General features: G+C 40.2%; 18 protein-coding genes. 2 read left to right on the top strand and 16 right to left on the bottom strand.

The window, feature by feature from the left end:
• Positions 1–4 precede the first annotated feature (4 nt).
• Entirely contained in the window at positions 5–253 is a 249-nt protein-coding gene (locus tag ACN0T8_RS06600; protein ID WP_417879848.1) for a GGDEF domain-containing protein, read from the top strand.
• 74 nt (positions 254–327) lie between these two features.
• On the opposite strand, the gene ACN0T8_RS06595 is transcribed toward ACN0T8_RS06600, so the two are convergent.
• The 11 genes from ACN0T8_RS06595 to ACN0T8_RS06545 all read right to left on the bottom strand — a co-directional run bounded on the left by ACN0T8_RS06595 (position 328) and on the right by ACN0T8_RS06545 (position 10,725).
• Positions 328–1,026, bottom strand: a complete 699-nt coding sequence (locus tag ACN0T8_RS06595; protein WP_417879847.1) for a hypothetical protein — start codon at positions 1,024–1,026, stop codon at positions 328–330.
• A gap of 80 nt (positions 1,027–1,106) precedes the next feature.
• On the bottom strand, positions 1,107–1,385 hold the full coding sequence (locus ACN0T8_RS06590; RefSeq protein ID WP_417879846.1) for a hypothetical protein: 279 nt from the start codon (positions 1,383–1,385) through the stop codon (positions 1,107–1,109).
• Positions 1,386–1,448: 63 nt separating this feature from the next.
• Positions 1,449–1,835 carry a hypothetical protein gene (locus tag ACN0T8_RS06585; RefSeq protein WP_417879845.1) on the bottom strand — a complete coding sequence of 129 codons (387 nt, stop codon included), beginning with the start codon at positions 1,833–1,835 and terminating at the stop codon, positions 1,449–1,451.
• A 49-nt stretch (positions 1,836–1,884) separates the two neighbouring features.
• On the bottom strand, positions 1,885–2,067 hold the full coding sequence (locus ACN0T8_RS06580; RefSeq protein ID WP_417879844.1) for a hypothetical protein: 183 nt from the start codon (positions 2,065–2,067) through the stop codon (positions 1,885–1,887).
• Between the two features lie 435 nt (positions 2,068–2,502).
• Complete coding sequence (locus ACN0T8_RS06575; protein WP_417879843.1) at positions 2,503–2,958, bottom strand: SH3 domain-containing protein; 456 nt, start codon at positions 2,956–2,958, stop codon at positions 2,503–2,505.
• 165 nt (positions 2,959–3,123) lie between these two features.
• Positions 3,124–3,402 (bottom strand): putative peptidoglycan-binding domain-containing protein, encoded by a 279-nt coding sequence (locus ACN0T8_RS06570; protein WP_417879842.1) that lies wholly within the window; start codon positions 3,400–3,402, stop codon positions 3,124–3,126.
• A 70-nt stretch (positions 3,403–3,472) separates the two neighbouring features.
• The gene (gene tssD / locus ACN0T8_RS06565) at positions 3,473–4,798 is read right to left on the bottom strand and encodes a type VI secretion system tube protein TssD (RefSeq protein ID WP_417879841.1); all 1,326 of its coding nucleotides are present in this window, start codon (positions 4,796–4,798) and stop codon (positions 3,473–3,475) included.
• Between the two features lie 286 nt (positions 4,799–5,084).
• Positions 5,085–6,137 (bottom strand): Gfo/Idh/MocA family oxidoreductase, encoded by a 1,053-nt coding sequence (locus tag ACN0T8_RS06560; RefSeq protein WP_417879840.1) that lies wholly within the window; start codon positions 6,135–6,137, stop codon positions 5,085–5,087.
• A 21-nt stretch (positions 6,138–6,158) separates the two neighbouring features.
• Positions 6,159–7,568 (bottom strand): efflux transporter outer membrane subunit, encoded by a 1,410-nt coding sequence (locus ACN0T8_RS06555; RefSeq protein WP_417879839.1) that lies wholly within the window; start codon positions 7,566–7,568, stop codon positions 6,159–6,161.
• Positions 7,568–9,556: a MacB family efflux pump subunit gene (locus ACN0T8_RS06550; protein WP_417879838.1), complete on the bottom strand. Its 1,989-nt coding sequence runs from the start codon at positions 9,554–9,556 to the stop codon at positions 7,568–7,570. Before ACN0T8_RS06550 ends, ACN0T8_RS06555 begins: the two co-directional genes overlap by 1 nt.
• A gap of 2 nt (positions 9,557–9,558) precedes the next feature.
• Positions 9,559–10,725, bottom strand: coding sequence for an efflux RND transporter periplasmic adaptor subunit (locus tag ACN0T8_RS06545; protein WP_417879837.1), 1,167 nt, complete (start codon positions 10,723–10,725; stop codon positions 9,559–9,561).
• Positions 10,726–11,001: 276 nt separating this feature from the next.
• Between ACN0T8_RS06545 and ACN0T8_RS06540 the strand changes: the two genes are divergently transcribed.
• Entirely contained in the window at positions 11,002–11,871 is an 870-nt protein-coding gene (locus tag ACN0T8_RS06540; protein ID WP_417879836.1) for an aspartoacylase, read from the top strand.
• Positions 11,872–11,944: 73 nt separating this feature from the next.
• Here ACN0T8_RS06540 and ACN0T8_RS06535 read toward each other — a convergent pair whose 3' ends face one another.
• Genes ACN0T8_RS06535 through zigA form a run of 5 tightly spaced genes read right to left on the bottom strand, consistent with a single transcriptional unit; the run spans position 11,945 to position 16,775 of the window.
• Positions 11,945–12,949 carry a CobW family GTP-binding protein gene (locus tag ACN0T8_RS06535; protein ID WP_417879835.1) on the bottom strand — a complete coding sequence of 335 codons (1,005 nt, stop codon included), beginning with the start codon at positions 12,947–12,949 and terminating at the stop codon, positions 11,945–11,947.
• Positions 12,939–13,499 (bottom strand): carbonate dehydratase, encoded by a 561-nt coding sequence (locus tag ACN0T8_RS06530; RefSeq protein WP_417879834.1) that lies wholly within the window; start codon positions 13,497–13,499, stop codon positions 12,939–12,941. The genes ACN0T8_RS06535 and ACN0T8_RS06530 overlap by 11 nt, the downstream gene beginning before the upstream one ends.
• 53 nt (positions 13,500–13,552) lie before the next feature.
• The gene (locus tag ACN0T8_RS06525; protein ID WP_417879833.1) at positions 13,553–14,887 is read right to left on the bottom strand and encodes a dihydroorotase; all 1,335 of its coding nucleotides are present in this window, start codon (positions 14,885–14,887) and stop codon (positions 13,553–13,555) included.
• Positions 14,888–14,904: 17 nt separating this feature from the next.
• A complete protein-coding gene (locus ACN0T8_RS06520) occupies positions 14,905–15,573 on the bottom strand; it encodes a DUF1826 domain-containing protein (protein WP_417879832.1) in 669 nt (222 codons plus the stop codon).
• Positions 15,570–16,775 (bottom strand): zinc metallochaperone GTPase ZigA, encoded by a 1,206-nt coding sequence (gene zigA, locus ACN0T8_RS06515; RefSeq protein WP_417879831.1) that lies wholly within the window; start codon positions 16,773–16,775, stop codon positions 15,570–15,572. Before zigA ends, ACN0T8_RS06520 begins: the two co-directional genes overlap by 4 nt.
• Positions 16,776–16,896 lie beyond the last annotated feature (121 nt).

Raw genomic sequence — 16,896 nt, 5'->3', positions numbered from 1 at the left:
CGGGTTGCTTAATGTTTTACCTCTACTTGCACCAACTACCATAAAAGTCGATAAAGCGGAGAAATTACGTCAAGTTATTGAAGACCTCACTATTAAAATTAACAATGAAACGAGTGTTTCCATCACCGTTTCGGTTGGCTGTTGTCATCAACGAGCAGATAAAAGTGATATTGACCAGCTCATGCATCAAGCTGATACCGCACTTTATCAAGCAAAAATTGCAGGTAGAAATCGAGTTGCTTTGCACCAATAAAACAAAAAATCGTTGTACCCATTCAGGTGTCAACAACCTTAATGGGTACAACGGCATTAAGGTATATCAATCGCTCAAAATTTATTTAAAAAATAACGATCCACATAAACAAACTTCACACTATCTAACTGAGAAAGAGTCAGAGTTTCATGCTGTTTACGTTCCGCTTCCGTTAACGTTTCAAATGCTCTGTCATAGTTATCTTTTGCTTTATCATACGTCGAACCCATACGGTCTTGCCCTGCAAAGGTTATATATAAGCTGAGATACTCTAAGCCTAACCTTTCATCAACAAACTCATCATAACCTTCAGCAGAATGTCCTAATAGGATATTTCCCATCGATGCTAGAGACAATAAATCACCTTGCTGTAATAATGTCACTCGCCATTGATATGCCGTTTTATAATCATCATCTAGCTCATAATTTTTGATCAACTGTCTATAGGCAGGAATGTAGCCTTTATTCGCCGCTTTGATTAACCACTCGTTCATCTCTTCAAAACGATTCGATTGAAAGAAATAAAAGCCTTCACCTTTTTGCAAATTCACCGCTTGTTCATACATAGCTAATGGTTGCTCAGCCTTTAAAGCTTGTTCAAAATATTCTTCGGCTTTTTCTTCATCACCATGGTCTTGGTTATAAAATTGATAAAAATTAGCATCACTCGGTTCAGTTTTTGCCAACTCTAATAACGATTCTAGATAACGTTGTTTCCATTCAGCCTGTTCAGCACGGCTCAATAACTCGGGTTGGTTATAAAGCTCAAACATTGCTGATCGTTAACCACTTTTAGCCGCTTCTAGTAAATATTGAACCGCCACAGGTTGATAGCGTGATGATGGGTGATAGGTTAATAAACTAATGGCATACAAATACTTAGATTCATTACACATAAATTTAATTTGTCATTAAAAGTCTCTTTATCAATATTCTTTTTTTGCCCGTTATGAAATGAAGTAGCTAATCCAGACTTATGCTCAAGCTTATATATTGATGTATCCTTTTCTCTATATAAGTAAGTCACTGTAGACTCACTATCATTACTAGTTGCAGAGCAAATATATTTCTCATTCTCTTTCACTCTCAGGCCTGATGATTCAAAAAAAGAAGCCATTAACTTTTTATTCATAACCCTAAGACACCTTTAGTGTAATTTAATTAACTAGTTAAATATTCCTAGCAACTAGTATGCCTACTTTTCATACGAATCACACACATCAGTCTTTGATGAAATAGCAACATATTCTTGACCATACTTTCTTATAATCATTGGCCCTTGAGTATCATAGGTTCCATCTTTTGATACATCTAAAAAACAAACATGAATATCTAATTTATTTTCTCTCATTACCTTTATAGAATAAATCCAATACTCATCTTCAATTCTTATCTCATTATTTTTTATAATTGGACTAGGTAGCTGAGAAACTTCAGGTAAAAATCTTTCATTATCAGTTTGCATTGGACGTAATGAGCTATTAAAACTAGTAATATCAAGGTGCTTATAGATATCATTTAGGTCTGCCGCACTTGCAGAAACTGACATAAACAGTAAATATACAAAAACCCAAGATTTCATAATCCCCCTTAATTAATAACACTTCTTTCTGCTCGATGAATAGTTACCTTTAAAACCCATCAAGTTCTAAGCCTAAAAAACCAGAATCATCTCGCTTAATCAACTTTATTGTTTGTTCAAAGTTTTCATTAAACACTTCATCGCAATGTTCCGACTCGTCAGATGGACGAATTACTCCATACTGATAGCTTTCACTCAGTAATGAATCAAAACTGACATCATCTTCAAACATGAACATTAACTTAATACTCAACCTCTTGTTTTTCAATAGTTAAACTTTGGACTGAATCTCCCAAGCCAAACTTTGAACCTGGCATTATCACTATTTCAGGAAATTCTTCTAAAGAATGATATGAATAAGAAAAGTCACCATTAATTGTACCATTATCAATTTTAACAGACGCATTATCTATAAAGGAAAGGTCATTTGTGCAAATGTTATCGCAAGGATTGTTTATCTTTTAAATTACCCATTGTTCATTTTCTGGGACAATATAAGTTTTATGTTCTTTTATAATTAACACTTCACTTTGTGAAAATGATGAAAACATAAATAAAAACAAAAGTAAAAACTTTTCACCTAGCATATTAACAAACCTATCCACATCTATATTTTATTTGAATAAAAAAATCACTCACAACAATTGACTAAAAATGGAAGTCCGATTCAATTTGAAATAACAGTACTCTTCTTAATCCATCCTATATGACCATTATATTCAACCTTATACCACGTTTTACTTTCATTTAAAGTGTCAATGTAAACAACATCACCATCAGACAAGCGAATTGAATGCGCTTTAGATTCTGATGGTCCAGAGTATAAAAACACTTCATCTTTAACAATAACCCCTATAGTCCTCACCTTCTTTTTAATTAAAAGCGATTTAATAGGTGCGTAATATTTATCATCAATAACATTAGGTCGAGTTAACAATTTCCAATTAATATTCCCATCAATCAAAGTCAAAAAAGCCCTACCAGACATATTTAAACTTGAACTATCAAATGATGATGAAAATTCAATCTCATATTTATGATCACTTAAATAGAAACCATTAAAACTATTATCACAATCAATCCAACGCCCTCCACGAGAAACGATACATAAATCACCTTCCATTGAACCATCTGAAACTTTTTTTATAAATAGAGTCAATGTTGTGTGATTTAAATTGCTTTCAGTTCCTATCGATTTTGATTCCCACTCCCCATGTACCTAACCAATTAGCTTGGGAAGCACTCACTGAAAAAGGCAACAACAAAAACATTAATATAACTATATTTTTCATATAACAGCCTCCAAGCAGTCATTAACACGATTTAACCACCCTTTTAAAAAAACAGAGTTAGATGGTTTATTTAACACTAATTTCCGATAATAATCCTTTCTTATCTCAGCTAAATTTTTAAGCAACGTAATTTGATCTGATATTGAATTTATAGTATTTATTGTATCCACACCAATAACGCCATCTATAGATATATTTTTATTGTATTTATCTTTTAAAAGTTTTTGCACTTGTTTTCCTGCTCCCCCAGATGTAATTGTCCAATCATAAATCATCAATCCAACCATATCATCAAGAACAGAGCAAAAACCTTTAGGTTGCCAATAACGTTTTCTGTAAATAATTTCAGCTTCTTCTTCTGTTAATTTTTTTTAAATTATCTAATGTTGGCTCAATCCCTAAATCACTTTTCGCATACTTTAGCCATGTGTTCCATGCAATACCTTTATTTGTTGCACCACCTTCATCGTTAGGGTTATTAACATATCCACCTTCATGTCTAAATATAATCTTTGATATTCTATTAAACTTTTCAGTGCAAATATCAACTTTATAACTCCACTCACCAACAACAGCCTCATCTAGCCCCAAAATTGTTCCTTTACCTACGATACCGTCGACTTGGCCTACTTGATAAGAAATATGTGTTTCGTGAGTTGCTTGATAATTTTGTTGAAAAGCTTTCACTTGGCGTTCTGTTGTACTACCAAAATCTCCATCGGCTCCGTATTTCCCTAAATCAAAGCCTAGCTTCATTAACGCTTGTTGAATCAATTTAATTTCTGCGCCTTTATCGCCTTTTCGATAAGCGGTAAAAGAACCTTCAGCTAATTGATTTAACGTCGCTGAAGGTTTCAGCAAGTCTGATTGTAAAATATTTTCTGCCTGTTCTTGGTTGTCAGCTTTCGCACTATCCGTCTCATTACTCAACACAGCAGAAGTACTAGAATTTGTCGCCAACGGACACGGCTTCACCGTACTCACACCTGCGGTTTCAGCAGCTATAAAAGATCTTGCTGCAATTGGTCGTGGTGGCTGCGGAGGAGCAACCGGTTCAATACCTTTAGGAAGCATGGTTGATTGAGCGCTGTATTTCGAAGCGGAGCCTGCACTACCTCCAGAATTGATATTCACGCTTGCGCCAACTAAATGAACCCCTGCGGCATCCACTTTTACAAAGCTACCACCGACTTTTAAAGTCACCTCTGATCCAGCCTCAACAACTAGCTTACCACCGCTGGTTAAGCTCACTTCTTTTCCCGCTTCCATAACATGAATTGAGCCGACTTTTTGTTGTATTGAACCTACAACCTCTCGAGACAAATCACCTTTTACATAAGTTGTGCTTTCACCCTCTACCGTTAGGTTGTGATTGTTTTTGAACTGAGTAAATTGGTCGCTTTCTACGGTTAAATGCTGATCATGATTTACATCGGTAATGTAGTCATTAAGAGTCTCAGATTTAAAATCTTTTTGCGCGTGAACATACACTTGCTCCGAGCCAGATTGTGGATCGGTTGGAATCGTGACAGTGTGGTCAACATCTTGAACCAGCATCTCATCTTCATGGCCTTCTACGTAAGAATCACCAATAGAATCAGCAGTACATGCGCCAGCAGTGATGTTGCCTTGAGTCGCGCCTTTGATTGATAAATAACATGGAGTTGGCATTACTAATATCCTTTTACGTTGTAGTTAATTAATGAGGTCAAATATTTCCCTCGAGTAACATCAACGGTATCAGCAATTAGCATGCCACTTTATATAGCAAGAAAAATCAATGAGTTAAATTTTAACAAAAAAGAAAGCCAGGCAACTTTTTGCGTACTACTACGTAAAAAGTTGCCTAGTCATATACCTAAGCAACCACTACCAAAGCAACAAAAAACCGCCAATCAATAATCTATTGGCGGTTTTGTGTTAGTGAGGTATATCTAAAACAATAAGGATATATAACTTAATCTTGCAGGTTTAAAGGCACATATTCTGCTTTATTGGCAATTGTTTCTAAAACATGCATAACCACCAGCGCTTCATTTTTTTCAACCGGTGGATTTGGTCGTTTTCCTTCAACCCAATCTTTAAAGTCATTATAGAACTGGGTGTAGTGTTGGTAGTCTGCAGGTACTTCTTCGACTCGGTCTTTAAAATAGATTTTGCATAAGCCTTCCGGCGTATCATGACCAAAAGTTGGTGAATCTAAAAAGATCCCTTGTTTTAAATCACGCTCTTGCTGGTCAATGTCATACTTCTCAACAGTCGCTTCTGTACCATTAATAATCCAGCGCGGTGGATGCTTAACGATTAACTGAGAATGACGTACACGAATGTGTAAATTGCCGTAAATCAGCTTAATATCATAGTAGTCTTCTGGCACCGTATCCGAATAACTCAAGCCTTCACCAATGTAGAAATTCTTCTGGTTGCACACATCATAGATAATGCTGTCTGGCTCACCATAAAGGCTGACAATTTGATCGATAAAATGCACTGCGTGGCTATATACACTACCCGCGTACTTATCACCTCGGTTATCAGCGCCATCTGGTCGATAATGAGTATGATTCGATTCTATCTCCATCACCTTACCAAGATCTTGACGTTGTAAGATCTGCTTAATCGTCAAGAAATCACTGTCGTAACGGCGATTTTGATACGGTGTGATTTTAACTTTATGTTGTTCTGCTAATTGATAAAGCTCTTTGGCTTCTGCTAGGGTATTGCAAAATGGCTTTTCAACAATCACATGCTTACCAGCCAAAATACATTGTTTCGCAAATTGATAATGAGTACTTGGCGGTGTTGTCACACTGATCGCTTCTACATCACTTTTTAATAATTGTTCAATATCATCAAACCGTTGCGGCTCAGCTTTGGTTTGGTATGGCATCTCAAATGATTTAGAGCCTCGTGTATAAAAACCCACAATATCAAATTGACCAGAAGCCTCAACAAATGGCATATGGTAACGATTAGTACTTTTTCCATAGCCAATAAAACCTAATTTCATGCTTCCCTCTCTAAACTGCTTTTAAATATTTGAATCATCATCTTGATAGGCATCTATATTGGGTGCGACATCTTGCCCACCAAGTGCTTGGTACAAGGCGACTTGAGCGACAAATTGATTATAACGATTCTCTAATAACGACGCTTTAGCATCTCGGGTATTTTCCTGAGAATCGAGTAAATCCATGATGGTGATTGAGCCATATTTATAACGCGAAATATAGATCTTTTCAGCTTGCTCTGCGGCATCGTATTGTTCTTGCAAGCGATCTTGTTGATAACTTAACTGCTCACGAGCGGATAGCGCATTTTCTACATCCTGAAATGCCAAATATAACACTTGGCGGTAACTGACTATTGATGATTGATAATCCACATCGGCAATATCTTGGTTATTTTTCATATCATTCCATTGCAAAAATGGCAGGGTTAAATCGGCACCTAAACTACCAATCGGGTTAGATAGCAATTCTTTTAATTCTCGCGAGGAACCACCTAAAGCCCCGGTTAACGTTAAGGTTGGTAGATATTCCAAATCAGCAGAGTCTTTATTGGCGAGACTAGATTTAACCTCATAAATTGCGGCTTTAACATCCGGCCTTCTGATCAATAAATCCGCCGGAACGCCTGATGACACTTCTGGCAAAGTAATATCGGGTAATTGCTTGACGGTTTTTGTCATATCAAGCGGCGGCTGGTTAAACAAAATCGCAAAGGCGTTGTTGGCCTCTACTAGTTGTTGATTAAACTGACTTTGCTGCGCTTGCAAACTGGCGAGACTACGCTTGGCTTCCAATACATCAAGCTTAGTCACTGCGCCTAATTGATATTGACGAGTGATCAAATCTAAGGTTTTTTGCGCATCGGCCACATCGGTTTCGCTTAATGCAATACGCTGCTTTAAATAGCCAATTTGCCAATAGAGTGATGCGGTTGTTGCCACCAAACTTTGCGCGGTACTTTCGCGATCTTCAAGGCTTGCCATTGCCGCCCATTTAGCTTGGTCGGTATCGGCAGAAATCTTGCCCCACAAATCTAATTCATAACTGACCGATAAATTGGTGCTGTAATTGTCGGTTGAATCGCCACCATCTAACGGTTTTGAAACTCCAGCAGAAGTGGTTGAGCTTAACTGTGGATACAAATCATCATCAGCTAAGCCCATTTGTAAGCGAGCTTTTTTCACCGTGAAGGTTGCAAGCGTTAAATCGTTATTGGTGATCAGCACTTTATCAATAAACTGATTGAGGATGGGATCATTAAACGCGTACCACCACGGATCAACTTTCACATCTTGTGCCAGGTGCTTTTGCTGCCACGCTTCCGGCACCTGTACTGGCGGCGCTTGGTAGTCGGTTCGAGTTAGTGTTCCGCAACCACTCAAGACGATCGCGCTTAACACTAGGCTAATTATTTTTCTATTCATCATCATTAATCTCGAGATAACGCATCGACAGGGTCAAGCTTGGCAGCATTTCTGGCCGGTAAAAAGCCAAACACAATACCAATTAAAGTAGAACACACAAAGGCTGAAACAATGGAAGTGACAGAATAAATCATTTGGAAGCCACCGCCGAAAGAGCTTAACAAGCTACCAAAGCCAAACGCTAATCCGATCCCGGCAATACCACCGCATAAACACACTAAAACCGCTTCAATTAAGAACTGGCGCAAGATATCAATTTGCCTTGCACCTACCGCCATACGTACGCCAATTTCTTTGGTTCGTTCGGTTACCGACACTAACATAATGTTCATTACGCCAATGCCACCAACCACTAACGAAATGACCGCAATGGCAGAAATCAGTAGCGTCATTGTCGCGGTGGTTTTCTCAATATTCTGGCGAATAGTATCAGTATTAATTGTGAAGAAATCTTCCGTACCATGGCGCATTTTTAGCAGATCAATAATACCTTGTTCCGCCGCAGTGCTTGGGGCATCTTCATCAATTCGCACCGTAATGCTATTCAGGTAACGCTGCCCCATCATACGACCCGACATCGTGGTATAAGGCACCCATACGTTTAAACTATCACTATTACCGAAGGCACTTTCTTTCGCTTCAGTAACACCAACAATTCTAACCGGTAAACGGCCTAAAAAAATCACTTTACCAACGGCATTGGTATTGGGGAACAACTCTTTACGGGTATTCTCATCAATCACGGCTTCTTGTGCTAACGCATCAATACTGTCATTGCCCCAAAACTGACCTTGAGCAAGATCATAGCCTTTAACACGGAAGAAATCCGGGCCAACCCCTTCAACAGTGGCGGTGACCGCTTCATTGTCATAACGAATAGTGAGGTTTTTACTGAGTGAAGGCGTCACGCTATCGACATAAGATAAATGCGCCAAAGTTTCAGCATCACTACCGGTTAGTGTTCTGACCCGGCCAGAGCGACGGTCACCAAAACCCGTTCCCGGTCGGATATCTATGGTATTAGTACCCATTGAAGCAATATTCGATAGGATTTGTTTTTGCGTACCATTACCAAGGGCAACAACCGAGACAACCGATGCAATACCAATAATAATGCCCAACATAGTTAAAAAGGTACGCATTTTATGGCTAGTCATCGCCAATAATGCCATTTTGAGAGCATCAATTAAGCTATCCCAATGCCACCAATGTGACGCCAAATTCCCTCGTGAATTTAAACTCGGACGGCTGGCATCTTGAGTGGTTTTCGTTTGAGATTCCGACTCTTGAACATTAAGATCTTGGCTAACATTTACCGTGTCAGCGATGATCTCTCCGTCTTTAATTTCGATAATGCGATCAGCAAAATGGGCCACATCCATATCGTGGGTCACTAAAATAATGGTATGCCCCATTTGATGAAGCTCTTTTAACAACGCCATCATGTCTTTACCGCTTTGGCTATCCAATGCCCCCGTAGGTTCATCAGCCAAAATCACATCACCACCATTCATCAAAGCACGCGCCACACTCACGCGCTGCTGTTGCCCACCACTTAACTGGCTTGGCTTGTGAGTTAAACGGTCACCGAGTCCTAAGCGCGTTAGTAACTGTTCTGCTCGCTCACTACGTTGTACATGAGGTACCCCAGCATAAACGGCTGGCACTTCAACATTACCGATTGCCGTTAAATCACTTAGCAAATGATAACGCTGAAAAATAAAGCCAAAATATTCACGGCGAAGCTCGGCAAGTTCATCCGAATCCATAGCCGAAGTGTCTTGACCATTGATCCAGTATTGACCTTCTGTTGGCTGATCTAAGCAACCTAAAATATTCATTAACGTCGATTTACCAGAGCCCGACGCACCGACAATGGCCACCATCTCACCCTGTTGGATCTCAAGGTTAACTTGTTTGAGTACCGTTAATGACTCCTCACCACTTACAAAACTGCGCGACAAGTTTTCAATTTTTAATAATGGTTGAGTCATGGTTAAAATCTCATCGGTGGTTTACGACCTTTGGTGCCAGTCGTAGCAGATGGCATACCGACAATCACTTCATCACCTTCTTCAAGGCCAGATAATATTTCTGCGTTCACTTTATTGTTAATACCGACCGTGACAGGCTTACGAACCACTTGATTATTCTCTAAAACGGGCACCATAAACTTATCTTTGCCTTGCGCTTTTTTCAGCACTTGAGCGGGGACTAATAACGCATCTTTAGATTCATTAAGAATGATCGACACTTGAGCTGTCATCCCAATACGTAACACCCCTTTCGGATTTTTCACATCAAATAGCGCGTTGTAATAAATCGCATCGGAATCCGTCACCGCTAATTGGCTATCATCACCAGTCATAATGGTCGGTCCCGGTTCAATCGCGCGTAATGTGCTTTGGTATTTTTTATTCGGCTGCCCCAAAATGCTGAAATACGCGGTTTGACCCGGTTGAACATGAATTACATCCGCTTCGGAAATTTGCGCTTTAATCGTCATGGTATCAAGCTGAGCAAGCTCAATAATGGTAGGCGTGGTTTGATTGGCGTTAACTGTCTGACCAGTTTCAACCGAGGTATACACAACTGTGCCATTCATCGGCGCACTAATAGTGGTGTAACCTAGATCCACTTCTGCGCTATCGACATTAATTTTGGCTTTCTCGATTTCAGCGGTTAATTGGGCTAAATCGGCTTGGTAGATTGCCAGTGTCGCTTCTGCACTTTCGTAATCAGCACGAGAACTGGCCTCTGCGGCTAACATACCCTTCTGACGTTTATACTCATATTGCGCTTGTTTGATTTGCGCTTGTTTCGCTCGATATTGCGCATTCAGACTATCTAAAGAGGCTTGTGCTTCTTTAAGGCTATTTTGTTGAGTCAGGCTATCAATCTGAGCAATCAAATCTCCCTCTTTAATTTCATCACCTAGTGACACCGCCAAATTTTGAATTTGCCCCGAAACCTGCGCACCGACATTGACCAACTTAGCCGCTTGCAACATGCCATTGGCTAACACGGTATTTTCAATATCACCGCGTTGTACTTTTTCAGTGGCATACATTGGCGCAGGGTCAGACTTACCGAAATAGAACCAACCTGCCACTCCAATCAAAGGAATAGCAACAATAAGAATCCAGCGTGTTTTAATTTTCATCAGCAAAAGGAATATAAAGAATACATAACTAAGTTATACCGATTCTTTCGCAATCAGCATAGAGCAAGGGGTGTAAAGAAAAGTAAAAGTCGGTAAAGGGGTGGGTTGTTTCTTCTGTGAGTAGATAAAAGCAGATTCTTACCAGTGAGTACTATTGTCAACATTTTAATATGAACCATCGGTTTATCACAAATCACGAAAGTTATGTTATAACATATCAATGACAACCATTTACTATTTACGAGCGAATTCACTCTCTCTTTGGAGAACGTAATAATGAACAAAATCAATTCTGTATTGATCGTAGCAGGGACTCATGGAAACGAACTTTCCGGTATTTATCTGCATAAACTGATTAAAGATGGGCTTTACCCTGCTGATAGAACGACTTTTTCGGCACCTTGTATTATCGCGAATCAAGAAGCGGTAACACAAAATGTCCGCTATATTGACACCGATTTAAATCGTCAATTTTCTGCTTCCAATACCGCTGCTAGTACAGACTTGCATGAACGCACGGTCGCGACTCAATTTCGTGATAAACATGCTGGTAAGCCTAATCAACTTATTGTTGATCTTCACAATACCACCAGCAATATGGGGGCGACTCTAATCTTGCTTTCGAATGACCCTTTTTATCAAAAAATGGGCGCTTATGTTAAACAACGAATGCCACAAGCAAATATTCTTTTCGAAGATAGAAAACCTTGGGATGAGCAAGCATATCTTTGCTCTGCAGGAGAGTCCGGGATCATGATTGAAGTCGGAGCACAGGCTCATGGCGTACTCAAATATGACACTTTAGAGTTAATGAAACACATGTTAACGGCAGTATTAGATTATGTTGAAAAACAAAATCTTAACCAAGTTGAATCATTAAAGGATTACCATGCATATTTCTATACAGAAGAGGTAGACATCCCTCTAGATAATAATGGTATGCGACAAGCTTTGGTTCACCCGACATTATGCGGTAGAGACTTTGCCACCGTTAAACCAGGAGAGCCACTGTTGGCGACCTTTGCTGGCTATGATATTCATTGGCAAGGAAAAGAAGATGTGTACCCGCACTTTATTAATGAAAGTGCTTATAATAAGGCCAATATTGCCATGGCATTAGCCCAAAAGCGTTTGGTCTCTCTCTAATCAAAGTTACAAATAGCTTACTGGGATAAATAGGTTCCCCTCTACTAAAAAGTAATCTTGAGGGGAAAAGTTATTATTCAAGGCAAGTGAATAACTGGTCTTCAAAGGCTTCGTCTATGTCATTGGAAATCAATTCAAGCCGACTTTCTGAACGTTCATCAAGTTCAAATTCACTCAATCCATCTGGCGTTAAGTTGTAGCCAAAGATACCACTTGCCGTAATAAAAACCCCTTTCATACGTTCAACTTTGAGTGTATTCAGAAGTGCTAACAGCTTTTGACGATTAAAGATCCTCTCAGGCGATATACGCCATCCCACACTATAAAAGCCTTCACCTTTATTGGTTGCTTTCAGAATACCACTTGCCGGTATTGCGGGTTCAGGCTGCAGTGTTTTTTGTTCACGCTTTTGTTGAAAAATATGAGCCCGTTTGTGCTCCTGATAATCGGTCTTACCATCAAACTCAGCAAAAGGTATCTTGCCATGCTTAGCAAATATCACTTTGATTGCAGGGAGACCCAATGTTTCAATATAGGTGGTGAGTTTTTTCTCATCACCATCTTGATACAGGTCTCTTTTATTTCCCACCACAGTATCTGCGATAGCAATTTGCTGATTAAAGGTTTCATTGTCCGTGTACCTAAGATCAGACAATTTACGCGCATCAACCAAAGTAATCTTCTTTTGCAAAGAGAGTATTTGACGGTAGTAATCGGTTGAGAGCACTTGAAGCACTTCTTTGGGATGCCCAAGCCCGGTCGGCTCGATTAACAAACGATCCGGCTTAGATTCTGATAGCAATTGGTTCAGGGCAATTTGCATAGGTAAACCTGCAACGCAACACATACAGCCACCCGGCACTTCACGAATATACACTTGTCGTTCTGAACGGCTTGTACCTTGTAACAAACTCCCATCAATACCGATCTCACCAAATTCGTTAACTAATACCGCCCAACGTTCATGGCTTGGCTTATTCGCTAATAAATGCTTAATAACCGAGGTTTTACCCACACCCAAAAAACCCGTAATGATATTTGTTGGCACTCCTGAAATGAGAGATTTATTAAAGTTCATTGGCGATTCTCCGATACCCTTGCACAAGTTCATGGTTAGCCGAGACCACCGATTCTGAAAATGCTGAATATTCTGGCGGCACTTTTGAAATGCTTTCTAAATCAAACTCCGCACCGATATTGGTCATGGGTGGGACATGGAAATTGTCTGGTAAATCAAGTCCATCCACGACGCAGTTATGACGAATAACACACCCTGTACCAATCACACTGTTAAAAACCACTGAGTTAAAACCAATAAATACATCATCACAAACCTCACATGGTCCATGAATAATAGAGCGATGGGCAATTGATGAACGTTCTCCAATAGTCACCGCAGCTCCGGCTTTAGAATGAATGACGACACCGTCTTGAATATTTGTATCTCGTTTGATGACAATGGCTTCCATATCCCCTTCTTCATTCACTTCATCGGCTCGGATTACTGCATAAGGGCCGATAAATACGTTATCTTCAACAATCACTTTTCCACAAATAATCGCCGTAGGGTCAATGAATGCCGTTGCCGATACTTGTGGCATGTGACCTGTCGGGTTTCTTCTTAGCATAATTACTTCCTTAATTATTATCTGAAATAGGTGTGATGAGTGGAGAATATACATTAACGATTAAACGACAAACGCATTGCGCTCTTAGAGATATTGCAGATCTCTTGGTTGGCATAAACCAGTTCACCATTTACCCACGTTTTCTTTATTTGTGAAGAGAAAGTGTGACCAGAAAACGGCGACCAACCACAATGATATAAGCTGTTTTCATGGGTCACTTGGGTTTTGCTTTTAGGATCGACCAAAACAAGATCGGCATAGTAACCTTCACGAATAAAACCACGTTCTTGAATACCATAACGAATCGCGGGATTATGCGCCGTTTTTTCAACCACCTGAGGCAATGTCATATAGCCTTGTTTGACCAGATCAAAAAGTGTCAGTAATGCATGTTGAACTAAAGGAAGCCCTGCTGGAGCTTGTTCATACGGCACTTGTTTTTCTTGCCAAGTATGGGGAGCATGATCGGTCGCGATAATATCAATTTGACCGGTATTTAATGCCTTTAACAACGCATCACGATCACTTGGATATTTAATCGCTGGATTGCATTTAATCTGGTTACCTAGTGAGCTGTAATCTTGATTACTGAACCAAAGATGATGAACACAAGCCTCTGCGGTAATCGATTTATTCTGAATATCTCCAGCCTCAAATAAGTCTAACTCTTTGGCTGTCGTGATATGTAATACATGCAATTGACTTTGGTATTTTTTCGCCAGTGATACCGCATAGGAAGAAGAGGCAAAACAAGCATTTTCATCTCGTAATATAGGATGATCTTCTATCGTAAAATCAGCTTTATTTTGTCTGCGTAATTGTTGGTTTTGTTGAATCACGTCACCACTTTCACAGTGTGTGACAATCAGTACAGGTGAGTCTCGAAAAATACATTCTAATGCGTGGGGGTCTTCAACCAGTAGATCGCCCGTCGACGCCCCCATAAACACTTTTACCCCGCAATGGCGTTTCGGATTAAGCATCTTGATTTGCTCTAGATTATCTTCCGTTGCGCCAAGATAGAAAGAGTAATTAGCCATTGAGTGCTCTTTGGCAATATCAAACTTACGCTCTAACGCAGCAATGGTGGTCGTCGCAGGGCTAACATTAGGCATTTCCATATAACTGGTGATCCCACCAGCCACCGCTGCGCGAGATTCACTGGCAATCGTACCTTTATGCGTGAGTCCTGGTTCACGAAAATGCACTTGATCATCAATCATCCCAGGTAGTAAATAACCACCTTCGGCATCTATGATTGAATCCTCTGGTTGAGCGAGAATATTGCTCGCTATCTTTGTGATCCGTTGATCTACAATACGCACATCCGCTTCAGTAATAGTGCCTTCATTCACCACTCGCGCATTTTTTATCAATGTTACCGACATAATTTATCAAGCTCTTTTTAGATAAAATCCAGTGTAAGCAGTAAGCGTCGCTCATTTGGCTCTACAGCAGGAGAACGATGAATGAGTCCGTTATCTTCATTGCCTTCCCAGCCACTCCCTTTTAGTAAGGCAACATCACCAGCTTGCACTTTTTTAATTGAGTTTTCATTCGAGTACAAACCAGAAAGATGATCCGGCTGACCAAGGCTTCCTGCACCAAGCTTGCTACGGTCAATCCCTTTATTATCAAGCCACTCTGTCGCAGGACCGGCATAAGTTGTCACTAGTCGGCAAGGCACTCGGTCAAAATGAAATTTGGGACACATTGGGCTATCTAGGCGAGTCAGTCTCAAACCCACTTCTTTTAAATCAAACAAGCAGCAAAACATATCGACGATCAAGGCAATATCTTCACTCAAGGCTTGGGTGCACGCATAGTCTTCTAATCGAGTGCGAATCCAATCTGCCGTATTATCTGGCGTCAAACTTTGAACCAATGCCAAAGGTTTATCGTCATAGAGCATTTGCTCTATATCTTGCCTCATCTGCTTTGGAAGCGTGCGTTGCCATATCGCAATATTCGAATCAGGCTGATAGATATCGGTCAGTATAGTCGGTGTATTGTCGATTAATGACGAGGATATTGAATCAACAGGCGCGGGGCTTTCAACTATGTCTAAACTCATTCTTCCGTCCCCCAAGCAGCAAATGGATCGACTAAGGTTTGCCAAAACTCTTTCCCTGCTAGTACTTCTTCTTGCGTTAACAAACAATCCTCTAATGCTTGTAATAATGCCGCTTTGTCGAGCCCTTGCCCAATGAACACCAACTCTTGGCGCCTATCACCAAACGGTTCAATCCAATTTTCTTCAATGGCGGCTAAAGATTCAGGGTCAGTCGGCCATTGTTCCTTAGGGATCGCACTCCAAAACAGTCCGGCAAAACCATAATCAGCAATACCACCGGCTTGGTTCCACTGCCCAGCAAAATCAGGACGAGAGGCTAGCCAAAAGTAACCTTTAGAACGAATCAATTTTCCAAAACGAGAAAGATGATGCAAAAGCTGATGAAATTTTTCAGGATGAAATGGACGGCGGGCATGATAACTAAAGCTGCTAATACCATATTCTTCCGTCTCGGGAATGTGCTCACCTCTCAACTCTTTAAGCCAGCCAGGTGCTTGTTCGGCACGTTCAAAGTTAAATAGTTCGGTATCCAGTACATCAGAAATATTCACTTGCCCATTCTGGATAGCAATAATACGTGCGTGAGTATTTAAGGTTTTAAGAATCGCCTCCAAACGCTTAATCTCATCGGCCTTTGCAAGATCGGCTTTGCTGATCAAAATAACATCCGCAAACTCAACTTGATCTATCAGCAAGTCTGAAACGCTGCGATGGTCTTCCTCTCCTAAATGTTGTCCGGTTTCTTGAAGAGATTGTGCTGCGTCATAGTCACGCAGGAAGTTCACGCCATCGACCACTGTCACCATCGTATCTAAGGTGGCAATATCCGAAAGCGATACGCCATTTTCGTCAGCAAAAGTAAAGGTTTCCGCAACGGGAAGTGGCTCAGAAATACCCGTTGATTCAATGACTAAATTATCAAATCGACCTTCTTTAGCCAGTTGTGAAACCTCCACAAGTAGATCTTCTCGTAAAGTGCAGCAAATACAGCCATTGCTCATTTCCACCAGCTTTTCTTCTTTATGGTTGAGTGACACTTCATTTTTTACTGTTGCGGAATCAATATTAATTTCGCTCATATCATTCACAATCACCGCGACTCGCTTACCTTCGCGATTATTAAGGATATGGCTAAGTACTGTTGTTTTTCCCGCACCAAGAAACCCCGACAAAACCGTCACGGAAATTTTTTTCGGACTCATTTACCCACTCCAAAGCTCATCTATTTATGCTTTCGATTAACCATCTATAATTCATCGGCTCTTAAATCTAAGAGACACAGATGGCCGATTGAATTTATAGATATGTTATAACATAACAATA

Source organism: Vibrio sp., assembly GCF_048266485.1.
Taxonomy (GTDB): domain Bacteria; phylum Pseudomonadota; class Gammaproteobacteria; order Enterobacterales; family Vibrionaceae; genus Vibrio.
This window is presented reverse-complemented; position numbering and strand designations above follow the sequence as displayed.

Bases quoted from the DNA above. Each gene is read 5' to 3' on its own strand.
- ACN0T8_RS06595 (WP_417879847.1), bottom strand. From the start codon at position 1,026: ATGTTTGAGCTTTATAACCAACCCGAGTTATTGAGCCGTGCTGAACAG.
- ACN0T8_RS06590 (WP_417879846.1), bottom strand. From the start codon at position 1,385: ATGAATAAAAAGTTAATGGCTTCTTTTTTTGAATCATCAGGCCTGAGA.
- ACN0T8_RS06585 (WP_417879845.1), bottom strand. From the start codon at position 1,835: ATGAAATCTTGGGTTTTTGTATATTTACTGTTTATGTCAGTTTCTGCA.
- ACN0T8_RS06580 (WP_417879844.1), bottom strand. From the start codon at position 2,067: ATGTTTGAAGATGATGTCAGTTTTGATTCATTACTGAGTGAAAGCTAT.
- ACN0T8_RS06575 (WP_417879843.1), bottom strand. From the start codon at position 2,958: ATGGAAGGTGATTTATGTATCGTTTCTCGTGGAGGGCGTTGGATTGAT.
- ACN0T8_RS06570 (WP_417879842.1), bottom strand. From the start codon at position 3,402: ATGATTTATGATTGGACAATTACATCTGGGGGAGCAGGAAAACAAGTG.
- tssD (WP_417879841.1), bottom strand. From the start codon at position 4,798: ATGCCAACTCCATGTTATTTATCAATCAAAGGCGCGACTCAAGGCAAC.
- ACN0T8_RS06560 (WP_417879840.1), bottom strand. From the start codon at position 6,137: ATGAAATTAGGTTTTATTGGCTATGGAAAAAGTACTAATCGTTACCAT.
- ACN0T8_RS06555 (WP_417879839.1), bottom strand. From the start codon at position 7,568: ATGATGATGAATAGAAAAATAATTAGCCTAGTGTTAAGCGCGATCGTC.
- ACN0T8_RS06550 (WP_417879838.1), bottom strand. From the start codon at position 9,556: ATGACTCAACCATTATTAAAAATTGAAAACTTGTCGCGCAGTTTTGTA.
- ACN0T8_RS06545 (WP_417879837.1), bottom strand. From the start codon at position 10,725: ATGAAAATTAAAACACGCTGGATTCTTATTGTTGCTATTCCTTTGATT.
- ACN0T8_RS06540 (WP_417879836.1), top strand. From the start codon at position 11,002: ATGAACAAAATCAATTCTGTATTGATCGTAGCAGGGACTCATGGAAAC.
- ACN0T8_RS06535 (WP_417879835.1), bottom strand. From the start codon at position 12,949: ATGAACTTTAATAAATCTCTCATTTCAGGAGTGCCAACAAATATCATT.
- ACN0T8_RS06530 (WP_417879834.1), bottom strand. From the start codon at position 13,499: ATGCTAAGAAGAAACCCGACAGGTCACATGCCACAAGTATCGGCAACG.
- ACN0T8_RS06525 (WP_417879833.1), bottom strand. From the start codon at position 14,887: ATGTCGGTAACATTGATAAAAAATGCGCGAGTGGTGAATGAAGGCACT.
- ACN0T8_RS06520 (WP_417879832.1), bottom strand. From the start codon at position 15,573: ATGAGTTTAGACATAGTTGAAAGCCCCGCGCCTGTTGATTCAATATCC.
- zigA (WP_417879831.1), bottom strand. From the start codon at position 16,775: ATGAGTCCGAAAAAAATTTCCGTGACGGTTTTGTCGGGGTTTCTTGGT.